Origin of the sequence: Gemmobacter denitrificans, from assembly GCF_036964905.1 — a bacterium.
In the GTDB taxonomy this organism is placed as follows: domain Bacteria; phylum Pseudomonadota; class Alphaproteobacteria; order Rhodobacterales; family Rhodobacteraceae; genus Gemmobacter; species Gemmobacter denitrificans.
The window spans coordinates 31,697-46,072 of the sequence record NZ_JBALHR010000004.1 but is presented as its reverse complement, the minus strand read 5'-3'; the positions used below and the strand labels follow the sequence as shown (position 1 = coordinate 46,072).

Here is a 14,376-nt window from a genome sequence, read left to right as displayed (position 1 = left end):
AGGAGCCCTGTCCATGAGCTTGAACACCTTCGGCCATCTGTTCCGCGTCACCACCTGGGGCGAAAGCCACGGCCCTGCGCTTGGGGCCACGATTGATGGCTGCCCGCCCGGCGTACCGGTAGAGCCGGGTGCGCTGCAGCACTGGCTGGACCAGCGCAAGCCGGGGCAAAGCAAGTTCACCACCCAAAGGCAGGAACCCGACGCGGTGAAAATCCTGTCAGGTGTGTTTGACGGCCTGTCCACCGGCACCTCGATTCAGCTGATGATCGAAAATACCGACCAGCGATCAAAGGACTATGGCGAGATTGCCAAGGCCTTCCGCCCCGGTCATGCCGATATCGCCTATCACCTGAAATATGGTCTGCGCGATTACCGTGGCGGCGGTCGGTCCTCGGCGCGGGAAACGGCGGCGCGTGTGGCGGCGGGCGGGGTTGCGCGTTCCGCCCTTGCTACGCTCGTGCCCGGCCTGAAGATCACGGGCTATATGGTGCAGATGGGCGCGCGGAAGATCGATCGCAGCCGGTTCGACGCGGCAGAAATCGGGCGCAACGATTTCTGGTGCCCCGATCCTGTCATGGCGGTGGAATGGGCCGAATATCTGGATCATCTGCGCAAGGACGCGCATGATTCCGTGGGCGCCGTGATCGAGGTGGTCGCCAGCGGCGTGCCCGCAGGGCTTGGCGCACCGATCTATGGCAAGCTCGACAGCGATCTGGCGGCGGCGATGATGTCGATCAATGCCGTGAAGGGCGTGGAGATTGGCGACGGCATGGCGGCGGCAGAACTGACGGGCACCGAAAACGCCGACGAAATCCGCATGGGGCCGGACGGGCCGGTGTTCCTGTCCAACCATGCTGGCGGGATTCTGGGCGGCATCTCCACCGGGCAGGACGTGGTGGTGCGCTTTGCGGTCAAGCCGACCTCTTCGATCCTGACCCCGCGCCGCACGATCAATCAGGCCGGGGATGAAATCGATCTGATCACCAAAGGCCGGCACGACCCCTGCGTCGGTATCCGCGCGGTGCCCGTGGGCGAGGCGATGATGGCCTGCGTGCTGCTGGATCACCTGCTGCTGGACCGTGGCCAGACCGGCGGCGTTCGCGGCGAAATCGGCTGAAACCTGACGCAACCTGCCCTTCAGGTCGGGTTGCGCGACAGTTGCACCCCCAGGATTCCGGCCATCACGATGGCAACCCCGATCATGTCGGTCAGCCGGACGGTTTCACCCAGCAGGACGGCTGCAATGGCCACCCCGAAAAACGGGTTCAGAAAGTGAAAGGTCGCGGCCTTCACCGCGCCGATGCGCCGCACCAGCGCGAACCAGAGCAAGGTGGCGGCCAGCCCGGGCATGACGATCTGATAGGCCATGGCGGTCAGCCAGCGCAGCGACCATGTGCTGTGCCAGACCTCCAGCATCGCGCCCGCCAGCCCAAGACTGATGGAACCAACCCACATCTGCAGCCCGACCACGATCCAGACATTGCCGCCCGAAGCGGCCCCCCGCAGCGTGAGTGTGGCAATCGCCAGAGCCAGGGCCCCGATCACGCACAGCGCCACCCCCAGCGGATCGGCCCCAGACCCCAGCCGGGCCGACATGATGACCGCCACGCCGGCAAAGCCCATGAATAGCCCGGCCATGCCCAATACCGGCAACCGCTCGCCCTTCACCGCCCAGCCCAGACCTGCCACCAGCAGCGGCATGGTCGATGCGATGATCGCGGCCAGCGAAGCCTCGATCCACTGCATCGCAACGAAGTAAAGCCCCAGATAAATCCCGTTCTGGCACAGGCCAAAGATCAGCGTGGCCCGCCCCTGCGCCGCCGTCAGCCGCAGGCTTTGCCCCATGGCCAGCCCCGCCCCCACGGCAATCGCCCCCGAAATCGCAAAGCGCAGGGCCAGCGACAGGATCGGTGCGCTTTCAGCCACGATGATCCGCGCCGTCGCATAGGCGGAAGACCAGATCAGCGCAAAGCTGAGCCCGATGACAATTGCCCGCAAATCCATTGCCGCCCCCTCTTTGCCCCGACCCTAGGCGGCGAATGCCCAAATGCAAAGGGCCGCCCGACAGCGGGGCGGCCCTTGAAAACACATCCCCTGCGGGATCAGGCGTTCACGCTGTCCTTCAGCGCCTTGGCGATGGTGAATTTTACCTGCTTGTCAGCCGGCTTGGTCACGGTTTCGCCGGTGGCGGGGTTGCGGACCTGACGTTCGGGGCGCGCCTTGCAGGCCACCTTGCCCAGACCCGGCAGGGTCACGGTGCCGCCATTGGCCACTTCGCGCGATACGACCTCGGCAATCGCATCCAGCGCGCTGCCTGCCACTTTCTTGTCGGCGCCCATGGCTTCGGCAAGGGCGGCGACGAGTTGGGTCTTGGTCATCGGTTTCGACATGTTTCTGTTCCTTTCTTGTGCCGGGCTGCTCGCGCCGGCAGGGCCCCCGGCGGGGCATGGTGCCCCGCTACACAGGTTTTCGGGGCAAAGTTCAAGCCCCTTTTGCCTGTAAACGCTGGGGAATTGCGGGTCAGAGGAACGCGGTTTCCTCGAAGCTGCGCAGCTTGCGGCTATGGATGCGCTCGATCGGCATTTCGCGGATCAGCTCCATCGCATGAATGCCGATCTGCAGATGCCGTGCCACCTGGGTCTTGTAGAAATCCGATGCCATTCCGGGCAATTTCAACTCGCCATGCAGCGGCTTGTCGCTGACGCAAAGCAGCGTGCCATAGGGCACCCGGAAGCGGAATCCGTTGGCCGCGATGGTCGCACTTTCCATATCCAGCGCGATGGCACGCGATTGCGACAGGCGCTGCACCGGGCCGGACTGGTCGCGCAATTCCCAATTGCGGTTGTCAATCGTGGCCACGGTCCCGGTGCGCATGATGCGCTTGAGTTCATAGCCTTCAAGCTGCGTGACATGCTCAACCGCGTCTTCCAGCGCGATCTGCACTTCAGCCAAAGCCGGGATCGGCACCCAGATCGGCAGGTCGGCATCCAGAACGTGATCTTCGCGCAGATAGGCATGGGCCAACACGAAATCACCAAGCGCCTGCGTGTTGCGCAGCCCCGCACAATGGCCCACCATCAGCCAGGCATGCGGGCGCAGCACGGCGATATGGTCGGTCGCGGTTTTCGCGTTCGAAGGCCCGACACCGATATTCACCAGCGTGATCCCCTGCCCATCGGCCCGCTTCAGGTGATAGGTCGGCATCTGTGGCATTTTCGGCGTCACCGGAAGCTCGGCGTCCGGCGCGGAGATTAGGTGATTGCCCGGCGCGACAAAGGCCACATAGCCCGAAGCCGGATCGGCCAGAACCTTGCGGGCATAGGCCTCGAACTCATCGACATAGAACTGATAGTTGGTGAACAGAACATGGTTCTGGAAATGGGTCGGATCTGTCGCCGTGTAATGGGCCAGCCGTGCCAGACTGTAATCCACCCGTTGGGCCGTGAACGGGGCCAGCGGGCGCGACCCATCGGGATATTCGGTCAGCACACCATTCACGATGTCATCATTGGTGGTGGCCAGATCCGGCACGTCGAACACATCGCGCAGCGGAAAATCCAGCACGCCTTCCTGCGGCACCAGCACACCCGGATTGCCCGCCACCGCAAAATGCACCGGCATCGGGGTGGTGGATGGGCCGATCTGCACCGGAACCCCATGGTTCTGCACCAGAAGATCGATCTGCTGGACCAGATAATTGCGGAACAGATCGGGGCGGGTGATCGTGGTGGCATAGGTGCCGGGCTGTGCGACATGGCCGAAGGACAGGCGTGAGTCGGTCTTGGCAAAGCTGGTGGTGGACAGCCTGATCTCGGGGTAGAAGGCCCGAACCCGTGCGGCAGGACGTTCGCCCCGCATCACGGCATTGAAATGCTCTGACAGAAAGCCCACGGCCTGCCGGTAGAGTGCTTCCAGACGCGCCACCGCTGCGGCGGCATCGGTAAAGCTTTCATGCGCCGCATCGGGCGGCGCGATATGGGTCTGCGATATCTGCATCTTGTCTTTGTCCATTTTTTGATCGCCCTTTCTGCACCGTCTGCCCGGGCGAAATCAAGCCTTGCGTGAGGGCGCTAACGGTCGTGCATGTCAGGCGCATGACGGCCTTGCAGCCGCCGGGCTGCATCCCCAATATCAGGCCATGACCTATACCCTCCTCTCTCTTGGCCACGGCTATTCGGCGCAGGCCCTCGCCCGCCGGGCCTTGCAGCATGGCTGGCGCGTCATCGGCACCACCCGCAGCGCCGAAAAGGCCGCCACATTCGCCGCCGAAGGAATCGAACCGCTGATCTGGCCGGGCACATCGCTCGCCCCTGCGCTGGAAACGGCGACCCATATCCTTGCCTCCATCGCGCCGGGGTCCGATGGCGACCCGTTGCTGAACGCCCACGCCGACGAAATCGCCGCCGCGCGCCCGCAATGGGTGGGCTATTTATCCACAACCGGTGTCTATGGCGATCACGCGGGGGCCTGGGTGGATGAGGATACCCCGCTCACCCCTTCGACCATTCGTGGCAAACAGCGCGTCATGGCCGAGGCACAATGGCAGGCGCTTGGTTTGCCGCTGCACATCTTCCGTCTCGCGGGCATCTACGGCCCCGGTCGCGGCCCGTTCGCCAAGGTCAGGAACCGGACCGCGCGGCGCATCGTCAAACCCGGCCAGGTGTTTTCGCGCATCCATGTCGAAGATATTGCCGCCACGCTGGAGGCCTCGATGCTGCGTCCAAACCCGGGCCGCATCTACAATGTCTGCGACGATGACCCCGCCCCGCCCGAGGCCGTGATCGCCCATGCCGCGCATCTGCTGGGCATGCCAGAACCGCCCGCCGAGGATTGGGACACCGCCGAAATGACGCCGATGGCCCGCAGCTTCTATGCCGAAAGCAAGCGTGTGCGGAACGACCGCATCAAGGCGGAACTTGGCCTGCGGCTGCGCTACCCCAGCTACCGCGAAGGGCTGGCGGCACTGCTGGCGGCGGGGGATTTTACGGATGATGAGGTATAGTCACCCTCACCGCTTCCAGACCGGCGGCAGCAAATGCCCCCGGCGGATTGCGACCATGAGCAAGATCACCCCGGTCGTGGTGCACAAGACCAGCGCCACCACAGAATGCTCCATGCCGAAACTGCCCCCCGTAAGCCATTCCGGCCCCTCGATCCGCGCCTTCAGCAGCCCCGGATCGGTCGCCGAGCCCGACACGATCCCGGAAAACACCGCCGACTGGAAGTAGTTCCACGCCATGTGGAACCCCATGCAAATCCACAACCGACGCGTCACCAGATAGGCCGCCGAGAGCAACAGCCCGGCCTCGATACTGATATAGATCGCCCCGCCCAGGGTTGCGTCAGGGTTCATCAGATGCACCAGACCGAACACCGCCGAGGAAACCAGAATCCCCGCCCAGCTGCCAAACACCGCCTCGACCGAACGGTGCAGCACGCCCCGGAACAGCAATTCCTCAAAGATCCCCGATTTCACCGCCATCGCCAGATTGGGCAGCAGAAAGACCAGCGGGTTCACCCCATCCACCTGATAGATGCCAAGTATCATCAGGATCACCGCGCAGGCGGTGTAAAGCCCGGCGCCACACAACGCGCCCCAGGCCCATTCGCGCGCCAGACCTTGGGTTGCAAGCTCGCTCACCACCCGACGTTCGATGAAGCGGCCATAGGTCAGATACAGGCCAATAGCTGCCAGCCCCAGCACAATCTGGATGGCCAGATTCGTCAGCGGCGCGGCGTTATAAGCCTCCAGCCAGGATTCCGCCCAGCCCATGAAATACAGCATGACAAAGCCCAGCACGAGCAGGCGCGTCAGCGGCGATTGCAGCACGCGCTGCCAGATTGGCCGCGATATGGCAAATGCTTCCGCCATGATATCCTCGTCTTTGCGATCTGCGGCCGGCCCCGCGCCGCCGCCTTGGCCAAACAGTAGCCTTGCCCTTACGGCAAGTCACCCAATTTGCGAAACCGCCAAAGGTAGCGCAACCCAAGGCATGATCGTCGGGCAAGGTGCAGTCAGACAGGGCGGAACCGGGCCAAGCGCAGGACGGACAACCGCCGTCGGCCGAGGTGGTGTCATTGCTCGGGCCAAATTCGTGGTCTCCGACGTGAAGATCGCCTTGGGTTACAGCCCACTGACTTCGGCGAAATACCCTTCATCAACGTCATTAATGATGATGAAGGGCTTGCGTGGCCGCACCCCCACACCGTGCTGGATCATCAGCCGCGCCACCTCGGCCCCGTTGATCAAGACGATCCTGTGCTGCACCTTATTTAGATAAGCCCGCGCCTCGGCCGAGAAATCCGAGGTGGTGACAAACACCCCCTTCGTCGCCCCCTCGCCGGTCAGGCTGCCGACAAATTGCTGGATCGCGGGCCGCCCGACATTGCTGCCGGGGGCATAGCGCTTGGCCTGAATATAGACGGCATCCAGCCCCAAGGCATCTTCATGGATAATCCCGTCAATCCCGCCATCCCCCGAGGCCTTGGTACGCATCGACGTGGCCAGCTCCCGCGCACCGTAGCCCATGGCATTCAGCAGGTCGATGATCAACTGTTCAAAGCGGGTCGGGTGCATTGTGTACACCAATTCCAGCAGATCTGTTTCCAACGCACTATTTAGGTGTTTATAGGCAGCCAAGATCACTTCATCGGGGGTGGCTTCCGGCTGTGTCGACACGACAGGTTGAATAACATCCGCCAGCTCTTCACCCTTTTGCCCCTCGCGCCAATCGTTGAAAGTCTCGAACTCACGCAGCGCCGCCACATCAATGCGTCCCGGCTGCGAGGCCAGCAGGCTCCGCCCGCGCTCCGTGATCTGGTGATGGTTGCGGCGCGGGCTTTCCAACAAGCCCGCCTTGGAAAGATAGGTCCGCGCCCAATGCGCGCGGTTGGCCAACACAGTCATTGTGCCACTCGGCAGCAACTCCTCGGCCTCCGCCTCGGTGATCTGAAACTCCGCCCGAAGGCGCGGCAGCACATCAGAAACCCGCGTTGCCCCTTCCGCAAAGGCGCGCAACACAGGCAACATCAACGTCTGATAGTCAGGAACCGGCATGAGACCTCCGCAACCGCTGCGCGAAGGCTATCCGGCTCACCCGCCTGTTGCAAGGCTCAGGCCCGCAGCCCCACCGTGGCAATGCCCAGCGTTTCCAGCGCCTTGGCCTCGATCTGCGGCGCGTTCATCCCCGCCACGGCATACATGGCCTCGGGGCTCGCCTGATCGATGAACGTATCGGGCAGCACCATGGAGCGATATTTCAGTCCCCGGTCAAACACGCCTTCCTCGGCCAGAAGCTGTGCCACATGGCTGCCAAAGCCGCCCACCGCGCCTTCTTCCACCGTGATCAGCGCTTCATGGTGGCGGGCCAGTTGCAAGATCAGCTCCCGGTCCAAGGGCTTCGCGAACCGCGCATCGGCCACGGTGCAGGCCACGCCGCGCGCCGTCAGCGCCTCGGCGGCTTTCAGCACCTCTCCCAGCCGCGTCCCGAACGAGAGCAGCGCCACGCGCCCGCCCTCGCGGATCACCCGGCCGCGGCCGATCTCCAGCACCGCGCCACGCTCCGGCATCTCCACGCCCATGCCATCGCCGCGCGGATAGCGGAAGGCGCTTGGCCCCTCGTCATAGGCCGCCGCCGTCGCCACCATATCCACCAGTTCGGCCTCATCCGCTGCGGCCATCACCACCATGCCCGGCAGATTGGCCATGAAGGCCACGTCAAAGGCGCCCGCATGGGTGGCGCCATCCGCCCCCACCAGCCCCGCGCGATCAATCGCAAAGCGCACCGGCAGGCGCTGGATCGCCACATCATGCACCACCTGGTCATAGCCGCGCTGCAAGAAGGTGGAATAAATCGCGCAGAAGGGCTTCAGCCCCCCCGCCGCAAGGCCTGCGGCAAAGGTCACCGCATGCTGTTCGGCAATGCCCACATCGAAACAGCGCTTCGGGAACCGCTCGGCGAACAGGTTCAGCCCCGTGCCATCCGGCATCGCCGCCGTCACGGCCACGATCTTGTCATCCCGCGCGCCCTCGGCCAGCAGCGCCTGCGCAAAGACCTTGGTATAGCTCGGCGCGTTGGATTTCGCCTTCACCTGCACCCCGGTCAGCACGTCGAACTTGGCCGTGGCATGGCCCTTGTCCATCGCCGCCTCGGCGGGGGCATAGCCTTTGCCCTTTTTGGTGATCACATGGATCAGCATCGGCCCCGTCGCCCGCGCCTTGACGGTGCGCAGCAGGGGCAGAAGCTGGTCAAGGTCATGGCCATCAATCGGGCCGACATAGGAAAAGCCCAACTCCTCGAACAGGGTGCCGCCCACGGTCATGCCCTTGAGCATTTCCTTGGCCCGGCGCGCGCCTTCCTGCAGGGGTTCGGGCAACAGGCTCACCATGCCTTTGGCCGCCTGTTTCAACTCCTGAAACGGCGCCTCGGCGTATAGACGTGACAGATAGCTGGACAGCGCACCTACCGGCGGCGCGATCGACATTTCATTGTCATTCAGGATCACGAACAGGCGCTTGCCCAGATGGCCCGCATTGTTCATCGCCTCAAAGGCCATGCCCGCGCTCATCGAGCCATCGCCGATCACCGCAATCGCATCGCCGGGATCCCCCCCCAGATCGGCAGCAACCTTGAACCCAAGGGCCGCGCTGATCGAGGTGGACGAATGCGCCGCCCCGAACGGGTCATAGGGGCTTTCCGACCGCTTGGTGAAACCCGAAAGTCCCCCCTCCATCCGCAGGGTGCGGATGCGGTCGCGCCGCCCGGTCAGAATCTTGTGCGGATAGCATTGATGCCCCACATCCCAGATCAGCTTGTCGCGCGGGGTGTTGAACACGGCATGAATCGCAACCGTCAACTCCACCACACCCAGACCCGCGCCCAGATGCCCGCCGGTGACCGACACCGCGCTGATCGTCTCGGCGCGCAATTCATCGGCCAATTGCCGCAGCTCGCGGTCGCTCAGGCCCTTCATGTCGGCGGGCACGCGCACACGGTCAAGGATCGGGGTCTTGGGTCGGTCGGTCATGGCAGGCCCTCCTCGGGCGCGTCAGCTTTGGCGCGAGATAACGAAGCGCGCCGCTTCGATCAAGGCAGCGGCCCTGTCACCATAGGGTGAAAGGGCATTTTCCGCCTGTTGCACCAATTCACTCGCCCGCGCCCGTGCACCTTCCAGCCCGAGATGCGAAACGAAGGTGGCCTTGCCGGCATCGGCATCCTTGCCGACACGTTTCCCGGTGGCTGCTTCGTCGCCTGTCACATCAAGAATGTCATCGGCAATCTGAAAGGCAAGGCCCATTGCCGTGGCATAGGCGCGCAAGGGGGCCGGATCGGCCCCGGCCATCAGCGCGCCCGCTTCGGCAGAAAAGCAGATCAAGGCCCCGGTCTTTCCGGCCTGCAACCGCGTGATCTCGGGCAGAGTCAGGGGCGCGGGGGCGGTTTCGGCGGCAATATCCAGCGCCTGCCCCAGAACCATGCCCTGCGCGCCGCTGGCCCGCGCCAGCCCCGCCACCAAGGCCAGCCGCCGCTCCGCCGCGCCCAAGGCCGGGTCGCACAGCAATTCAAAGGCCAGCGTCTGCAAGGCATCGCCCGCCAGCACCGCCGTCGCCTCATCCCATTTCACATGCACCGTGGGCAGGCCGCGCCGCAGATCGTCATCATCCATGCAGGGCATGTCGTCATGGATCAGGCTATAGGCGTGCAACGCCTCCACCGCCGCCGCCGCACTGACCGAAGCTTCCGGCCCCACGCCATGCAGCCGGGCCGATTCCATCACCAGAAAGGCCCGCAGCCGCTTGCCGCCCTGCACCGCATAGCGCATGGCCTGCACCACCGGCACATCATCCAAACCGGCCAAGGCCGCATCCAGCCGCGCCTGCACCCGCGCGGCATCGGCCTGCAACAGGTCGTGAAAGCTCACAGCCCCTCCGCCGGAGCCGTTGCCACCGCCCGGCCTTCCTGCGCGCGGATCAATTCCACCTTCGCCTCGGCATCCTTCAGCTTTTCGGCGCAATGCGCCTTCAGCAAGGCTCCGCGTTCATACAGCTTGATGCTGGCCTCCAGCGCCACATCGCCGCGTTCCAGCTTGCCGACCACGGTTTCCAGTTCGGCCATGGCCTCTTCAAAGCTCATTTCGGCAATCGGTCTTTCGGTCATCGGCCTCTCCGCTCCAGCACTTCGACATGGGCGGCAACGCTTTCGCCCAAGGCTGCCAGATCATAGCCGCCCTCCAGCGCCGATACCACCCGTCCACCGCAAGTGCCATCGGCCAGATCGCAGATTGCCTCGGTCAGCCAGACGAAATCGGCGGTTTCCCATTCCAGGCTGGCCAGCGGATCTTCCTCATGCGCATCAAAACCCGCGCTGACAAGAATGAGTTCCGGGCGAAATTCGGCCAGCCGGTCCAGCGCCGGTTCCCAGGCCGCCCGCATCGCCGCCCGGCCCGACCCGCCACGCAGCGGCAGATTGACAATCTGTCCATAAGCGCCCCGTTCCCCCGGAGAGCCCGTGCCGGGATACAATGGCATCTCGTGCGAGGATACGAACATCGCCCGTGCCTCGTCCCACAGAAGATCCTGCGTGCCATTGCCGTGATGCACATCGAAATCCAGCACCGCGACACGTCCGAGCCCGTGATGATCCAGCGCATGTTTCGCCGCAATGGCAACAGTGCCGAACAGGCAAAACCCCATGGCCCGATCGGTTTCGGCGTGATGGCCCGGTGGGCGGGTGGCGATAAAGGCATTGGCCGCAGCCCCGGCCAGAACGGCATCGACAGCAGCGCAGGCCGCCCCCACCCCGCGTAGGGCCGCCGCCACCGATCCCGGGGCCAGATAGGTATCGCCATCCAGCATCGCCCAACCCTCGCGCGGGACTGTGGCTGCCACCCGTTCCAGATAGGTACGCGGATGGCACCGCAACACAGATTGCCCGTCGGCCAGCGGTGCGTCCCGGCGATCCAACCGGCTCTGGGCCAGTGCCGCCTCGACCGCGCGCAACCGGGCTGCCTGTTCAGGATGCCCTGGCGGTTCGGCATGGGCGATGCAATCGGGGTGCGAATAGAACAGGGTCGTCATCAGTGGCCTTTCGGGGGGGCGCTGCGCCCCGGGTTCACCCAAACACTGATTAACCTTGATTAACGCCGCCATCCTGCGCAGGTCAGACAGGATTGCAAGCCCTGCCGCAGCGGGAAGCAGGGGCCTTGACCTTGGTTTGATGCTGCGAAACTGTGCGCAGGTTGCAGGGGGGCTACATGTCTCAATTTACACGTTTTCTGGCGGCCAGCGGTTTGGCCAATCTGGCCGATGGCATCGCGACCCTGATCTGGGTCTGGGTGGCCTCACTGCTGACGCGCGACGCGGCCTTGATCGCGCTGGTCCCGGTGGCGCTGCGCCTGCCCTGGGTGATCTTCGCGATTCCGGCCGGGCTGGTGGCTGACCGGGTTGACCGGCACAGGATGGTGCTGGCGATGGATGCGCTGCGCGCTGCCGCCTTTGCGGTTGCGGCTGTTGCGCTGATGGTCTGGGCACCCAGCGCCACTGCCCCCGCAACCGGAGTTTCCTCCTGGCCCTTGTTCCTGACGCTGTGCCTGGCGGCTTTGGTCGTTGGCGTGGCCGAGGTGTTTCGCGACAACGCCGCCCAGACCCTGCTGCCCGCTCTGGTGCCCGATCAGGCGCTGGAGCGGGCAAACGGGCAGCTCTGGTCACTGGAATCCGTGACAAACCAGATGCTTGGCCCGGCGCTTGGTGCATTGCTTCTGGGCGCGGCACTTGCCCTGCCCTTCGCGGTGAATGCGGCCGCCTATGCGGCGGCGGCCCTGATCCTGCTGGCGATGAAGGGCCAGTTCCGGCCAGCACCCGGCGACCAGCCTGCCCATTGGCGCCGCGATCTGGCCGAAGCGTTCCGCTATCTGCTGGCCCAACCACTGCTGCTCATGCTCGCTTGCATCACCGGACTATGGAACCTTCTTGATTCCATGATGATGTTTGCCCTGCTGCTGCATGCGCAGGAAAACCTGCAGATGAGCGCGTCGACCTATGGGCTTGTGCTGTCGGCCATGGCCATCGGCGGGATCATCGCCGGGTTGACCGGTGACCGGGTGGTGGCCCGGATCGGCCCGGGGGCCACCTGCGGCAGCATGCTGTTCCTGAGCGCGTTTGCGGTGATGGCCATGCCGATGCTGGCCCATCCGGTGGCACTCGGGGCCTGTTTTGCGCTGATGCATCTGGGCGGCATCTACTGGAACATCGTGTCGGTCAGCACGCGGCAGCGGTTGATCCCCGACATGTTGCGCGGGCGTGTCAACAGCCTGTACCGGTTGCTGGCCTGGGGCGCGATTCCGCTGGGCAGTCTGCTGGCCGGGGTGATAATCGAACAGTCATCCCCTTGGCTGGGCCGCGCCGACGCGCTGGTTCTGCCGCTCTGGGTGGCGGGGGTGGCACTGGTCATCGTCTCGATCGTGGTTCAGCGCCCCTTGCGGCGCTTGCTGTCCGAAGTGACCGGCTGGCGGCGCTGACCCCGGCTCACGCCAAACATATGCAAATGCCATTTGAATTTCCGGCATTCTGGCCTTACATAACTGGCAAGTGATGCAAGGCAGACGGATGACCGAGGCAAGCGAAGACCTGACCCACAGCCGCGCAACCGAATGGTTGGCGCGTGGTGGCCTGCGCCCGACCCGTCAACGCCTTGCCTTGGCCAGCTTGCTGGTGGGCGATGGCGAAGACCGCCATGTCACCGCCGAAAGCCTGTTCGCCGCTTCGGTCAAAGGCGACGAAAAGGTCAGTCTTGCCACCGTTTACAACACCTTGCGCGCCTTCTGCGATGCCGGGCTGATGCAAGAGGTGGTGGTGGACGGGTCGAAAAGCTATTTCGACACCCGTATGGGGGACCATCCGCATTTCTACTGGGAAGATGCGGCCAGCCTGACCGATGCGCCGGCCGAAGAGCTTGACATCTCGCGCCTGCCGACCCCTCCCGAAGGGATGGAGATCGCCCGGGTCGATGTGGTGATCCGGCTGCGCAAGAAAGCCTGACTAAGCCCCAACGACTAGCGAATTGCTTCGCTGTGATGGCGACTTCGCTTGCGCAATGCCCAAATTTGATCAAATTTCGCAGCACCCCATCGAAGGAACTGCGATGTCCGCCCCTCGCACCGTCTTGCGCCCAGCCATTACCGAGGACGCTGAAACCGTCGCCCGGCTGGTGGCAGCCCTGCTGACCGAATTGTCCGGAACCGACCATCTACCTGCGCCAGACCTTGCCCGCGACGTGCTGTCTGAACCCGGGATTCACGCCATGCTGGCCCTGCAGGAAGGGCAGGCAGTCGGTGTCATGCTGCTCAATGAATGTGCGGCGATCTATGCCGGTGGCCGCTTTGGCGAAATCACCGAACTCTATGTCCTGCCCGCGCTGCGGTCGCAGGGTATCGCCGCCTGTCTTCTGGCACAGGCCAAGGCCATCGCGCGGGCGCGCGGCTGGCATCGGCTGGAGGTCGGCGCCCCGGCCCAGCCGGACTGGGGCCGGACCCTGGCCTTTTATCAGGCGCAGGGGTTTCAGGAAATCGGTCCCCGCCTGCGCCTGCTGATCTGACCGGTTCAGCGCCCCGGGAAGGCGTTCAGGATCGACCGCTCGCCAAATGTGGCGCCACCATTGGCACCAAAGCGGAAATCGACGCCCAGTTTGACATAGGCCCCGTCCGGGTTGGTGGTGCCATAGCGCCCGGCAACTGCCCCGACTTCGCCGATGAACCGGGTGCTGTCGCCAAGCGCCCATACGCCGGTGACGCCGTATTTTGTGGCAGAACTTCCGCCATCCACGCTGGCGAAATCGACATCCAGACCCATTTCAAGCCCGCCCGCGCCGACTGGCATGGCCACATTGAACCCGGCCAGCGTGGCCGATGTATCGGCGGTGGATCGGCCCAGATAGGCCTCGACCTGCGTGGCCCCGATGCCTTGGGTATATTCGGCCCCCAGAACGCCCTCGCCCGAACTGCCCTGAATATCGACGCTGTAGAACAGACCTGCAGCTTGGCCCGGGGCAAAGCTGTAATAGCCATGGGTGGTGATGTTCTTGTTCGTCCGATCCAGCGCATGCAGGCCCGCGATGCCCAGATCGCTTTGCAGGCCGAACTGTCCCCATTGGAAATCGAAGGATCCCCGCGCAGCAGATTTCGCCTCATCCGTGTCGTCCACAAATGCCGAATGTGACAGCGACAGGCTGCCCCCGACAAATTCGGCATGGGCGGCAGTGGGCAGCAGGGCCATAAGCCCGACAATGCCCGCAACACGGGTGATGAACATGACTGTCTCCTGTACACGCCGGGCTTGCCCCGGTTTTCTGCTCGGTCGGGCCTTTGTCGGCCTCTGCAGGCAGA

Annotated in this window: 15 protein-coding genes; 5 read left to right on the top strand and 10 right to left on the bottom strand. The window is 64.2% G+C overall.

Annotated features, from left to right (window positions below):
- The first annotated feature begins 13 nt into the window (after positions 1-13).
- Positions 14-1,117 (top strand): chorismate synthase, encoded by a 1,104-nt coding sequence (gene aroC, locus V6590_RS08290; protein WP_335421835.1) that lies wholly within the window; start codon positions 14-16, stop codon positions 1,115-1,117.
- Positions 1,118-1,137: 20 nt separating this feature from the next.
- On the opposite strand, the gene V6590_RS08285 is transcribed toward aroC, so the two are convergent.
- From V6590_RS08285 to V6590_RS08275, 3 genes are all read right to left on the bottom strand, one after another.
- Positions 1,138-2,004: a DMT family transporter gene (locus V6590_RS08285; protein ID WP_335421833.1), complete on the bottom strand. Its 867-nt coding sequence runs from the start codon at positions 2,002-2,004 to the stop codon at positions 1,138-1,140.
- Positions 2,005-2,102: 98 nt separating this feature from the next.
- Positions 2,103-2,390 (bottom strand): HU family DNA-binding protein, encoded by a 288-nt coding sequence (locus V6590_RS08280; RefSeq protein ID WP_335421831.1) that lies wholly within the window; start codon positions 2,388-2,390, stop codon positions 2,103-2,105.
- 130 nt (positions 2,391-2,520) lie between these two features.
- Complete coding sequence (locus V6590_RS08275; protein ID WP_434063241.1) at positions 2,521-4,011, bottom strand: AMP nucleosidase; 1,491 nt, start codon at positions 4,009-4,011, stop codon at positions 2,521-2,523.
- A gap of 127 nt (positions 4,012-4,138) precedes the next feature.
- On the opposite strand from V6590_RS08275, the gene V6590_RS08270 reads away from it, so the two are divergent.
- Positions 4,139-5,002, top strand: a complete 864-nt coding sequence (locus V6590_RS08270) for an SDR family oxidoreductase (protein WP_335421829.1) — start codon at positions 4,139-4,141, stop codon at positions 5,000-5,002.
- Between the two features lie 6 nt (positions 5,003-5,008).
- Here V6590_RS08270 and V6590_RS08265 read toward each other — a convergent pair whose 3' ends face one another.
- The 6 genes from V6590_RS08265 to V6590_RS08240 all read right to left on the bottom strand — a co-directional run bounded on the left by V6590_RS08265 (position 5,009) and on the right by V6590_RS08240 (position 11,074).
- On the bottom strand, positions 5,009-5,872 hold the full coding sequence (locus V6590_RS08265) for a CPBP family intramembrane glutamic endopeptidase (protein ID WP_335421826.1): 864 nt from the start codon (positions 5,870-5,872) through the stop codon (positions 5,009-5,011).
- 252 nt (positions 5,873-6,124) lie between these two features.
- Positions 6,125-7,057, bottom strand: coding sequence for a restriction endonuclease (locus V6590_RS08260; RefSeq protein WP_335421824.1), 933 nt, complete (start codon positions 7,055-7,057; stop codon positions 6,125-6,127).
- A gap of 56 nt (positions 7,058-7,113) precedes the next feature.
- Positions 7,114-9,027: a 1-deoxy-D-xylulose-5-phosphate synthase gene (gene dxs, locus V6590_RS08255; protein WP_335421822.1), complete on the bottom strand. Its 1,914-nt coding sequence runs from the start codon at positions 9,025-9,027 to the stop codon at positions 7,114-7,116.
- A 21-nt stretch (positions 9,028-9,048) separates the two neighbouring features.
- Positions 9,049-9,918, bottom strand: coding sequence for a polyprenyl synthetase family protein (locus V6590_RS08250; RefSeq protein WP_335421820.1), 870 nt, complete (start codon positions 9,916-9,918; stop codon positions 9,049-9,051).
- Positions 9,915-10,154, bottom strand: coding sequence for an exodeoxyribonuclease VII small subunit (locus V6590_RS08245; RefSeq protein WP_335421817.1), 240 nt, complete (start codon positions 10,152-10,154; stop codon positions 9,915-9,917). Before V6590_RS08245 ends, V6590_RS08250 begins: the two co-directional genes overlap by 4 nt.
- Positions 10,151-11,074 carry a histone deacetylase family protein gene (locus tag V6590_RS08240; RefSeq protein ID WP_335421815.1) on the bottom strand — a complete coding sequence of 308 codons (924 nt, stop codon included), beginning with the start codon at positions 11,072-11,074 and terminating at the stop codon, positions 10,151-10,153. Before V6590_RS08240 ends, V6590_RS08245 begins: the two co-directional genes overlap by 4 nt.
- A gap of 176 nt (positions 11,075-11,250) precedes the next feature.
- Between V6590_RS08240 and V6590_RS08235 the strand changes: the two genes are divergently transcribed.
- From V6590_RS08235 to V6590_RS08225, 3 genes are all read left to right on the top strand, one after another.
- Entirely contained in the window at positions 11,251-12,513 is a 1,263-nt protein-coding gene (locus V6590_RS08235; protein WP_335421813.1) for an MFS transporter, read from the top strand.
- Positions 12,514-12,601: 88 nt separating this feature from the next.
- Positions 12,602-13,033 carry an iron response transcriptional regulator IrrA gene (gene irrA, locus V6590_RS08230; protein ID WP_335421811.1) on the top strand — a complete coding sequence of 144 codons (432 nt, stop codon included), beginning with the start codon at positions 12,602-12,604 and terminating at the stop codon, positions 13,031-13,033.
- Positions 13,034-13,136: 103 nt separating this feature from the next.
- On the top strand, positions 13,137-13,589 hold the full coding sequence (locus V6590_RS08225) for a GNAT family N-acetyltransferase (RefSeq protein ID WP_335421809.1): 453 nt from the start codon (positions 13,137-13,139) through the stop codon (positions 13,587-13,589).
- Positions 13,590-13,594: 5 nt separating this feature from the next.
- Here the strand turns inward: V6590_RS08225 and V6590_RS08220 are convergent, their stop codons facing one another.
- Positions 13,595-14,302 carry a hypothetical protein gene (locus V6590_RS08220; RefSeq protein WP_335421807.1) on the bottom strand — a complete coding sequence of 236 codons (708 nt, stop codon included), beginning with the start codon at positions 14,300-14,302 and terminating at the stop codon, positions 13,595-13,597.
- Between the last annotated feature and the right edge of the window lie 74 nt (positions 14,303-14,376).

What these genes read in the sequence shown, in the direction of transcription:
- aroC (WP_335421835.1), top strand. Translation starts at nt 14, where the DNA reads ATGAGCTTGAACACCTTCGGCCATCTGTTCCGCGTCACCACCTGGGGC.
- V6590_RS08285 (WP_335421833.1), bottom strand. Translation starts at nt 2,004, where the DNA reads ATGGATTTGCGGGCAATTGTCATCGGGCTCAGCTTTGCGCTGATCTGG.
- V6590_RS08280 (WP_335421831.1), bottom strand. Translation starts at nt 2,390, where the DNA reads ATGTCGAAACCGATGACCAAGACCCAACTCGTCGCCGCCCTTGCCGAA.
- V6590_RS08275 (WP_434063241.1), bottom strand. Translation starts at nt 4,011, where the DNA reads ATGGACAAAGACAAGATGCAGATATCGCAGACCCATATCGCGCCGCCC.
- V6590_RS08270 (WP_335421829.1), top strand. Translation starts at nt 4,139, where the DNA reads ATGACCTATACCCTCCTCTCTCTTGGCCACGGCTATTCGGCGCAGGCC.
- V6590_RS08265 (WP_335421826.1), bottom strand. Translation starts at nt 5,872, where the DNA reads ATGGCGGAAGCATTTGCCATATCGCGGCCAATCTGGCAGCGCGTGCTG.
- V6590_RS08260 (WP_335421824.1), bottom strand. Translation starts at nt 7,057, where the DNA reads ATGCCGGTTCCTGACTATCAGACGTTGATGTTGCCTGTGTTGCGCGCC.
- dxs (WP_335421822.1), bottom strand. Translation starts at nt 9,027, where the DNA reads ATGACCGACCGACCCAAGACCCCGATCCTTGACCGTGTGCGCGTGCCC.
- V6590_RS08245 (WP_335421817.1), bottom strand. Translation starts at nt 10,154, where the DNA reads ATGACCGAAAGACCGATTGCCGAAATGAGCTTTGAAGAGGCCATGGCC.
- V6590_RS08240 (WP_335421815.1), bottom strand. Translation starts at nt 11,074, where the DNA reads ATGACGACCCTGTTCTATTCGCACCCCGATTGCATCGCCCATGCCGAA.
- V6590_RS08235 (WP_335421813.1), top strand. Translation starts at nt 11,251, where the DNA reads ATGTCTCAATTTACACGTTTTCTGGCGGCCAGCGGTTTGGCCAATCTG.
- irrA (WP_335421811.1), top strand. Translation starts at nt 12,602, where the DNA reads ATGACCGAGGCAAGCGAAGACCTGACCCACAGCCGCGCAACCGAATGG.
- V6590_RS08225 (WP_335421809.1), top strand. Translation starts at nt 13,137, where the DNA reads ATGTCCGCCCCTCGCACCGTCTTGCGCCCAGCCATTACCGAGGACGCT.
- V6590_RS08220 (WP_335421807.1), bottom strand. Translation starts at nt 14,302, where the DNA reads ATGTTCATCACCCGTGTTGCGGGCATTGTCGGGCTTATGGCCCTGCTG.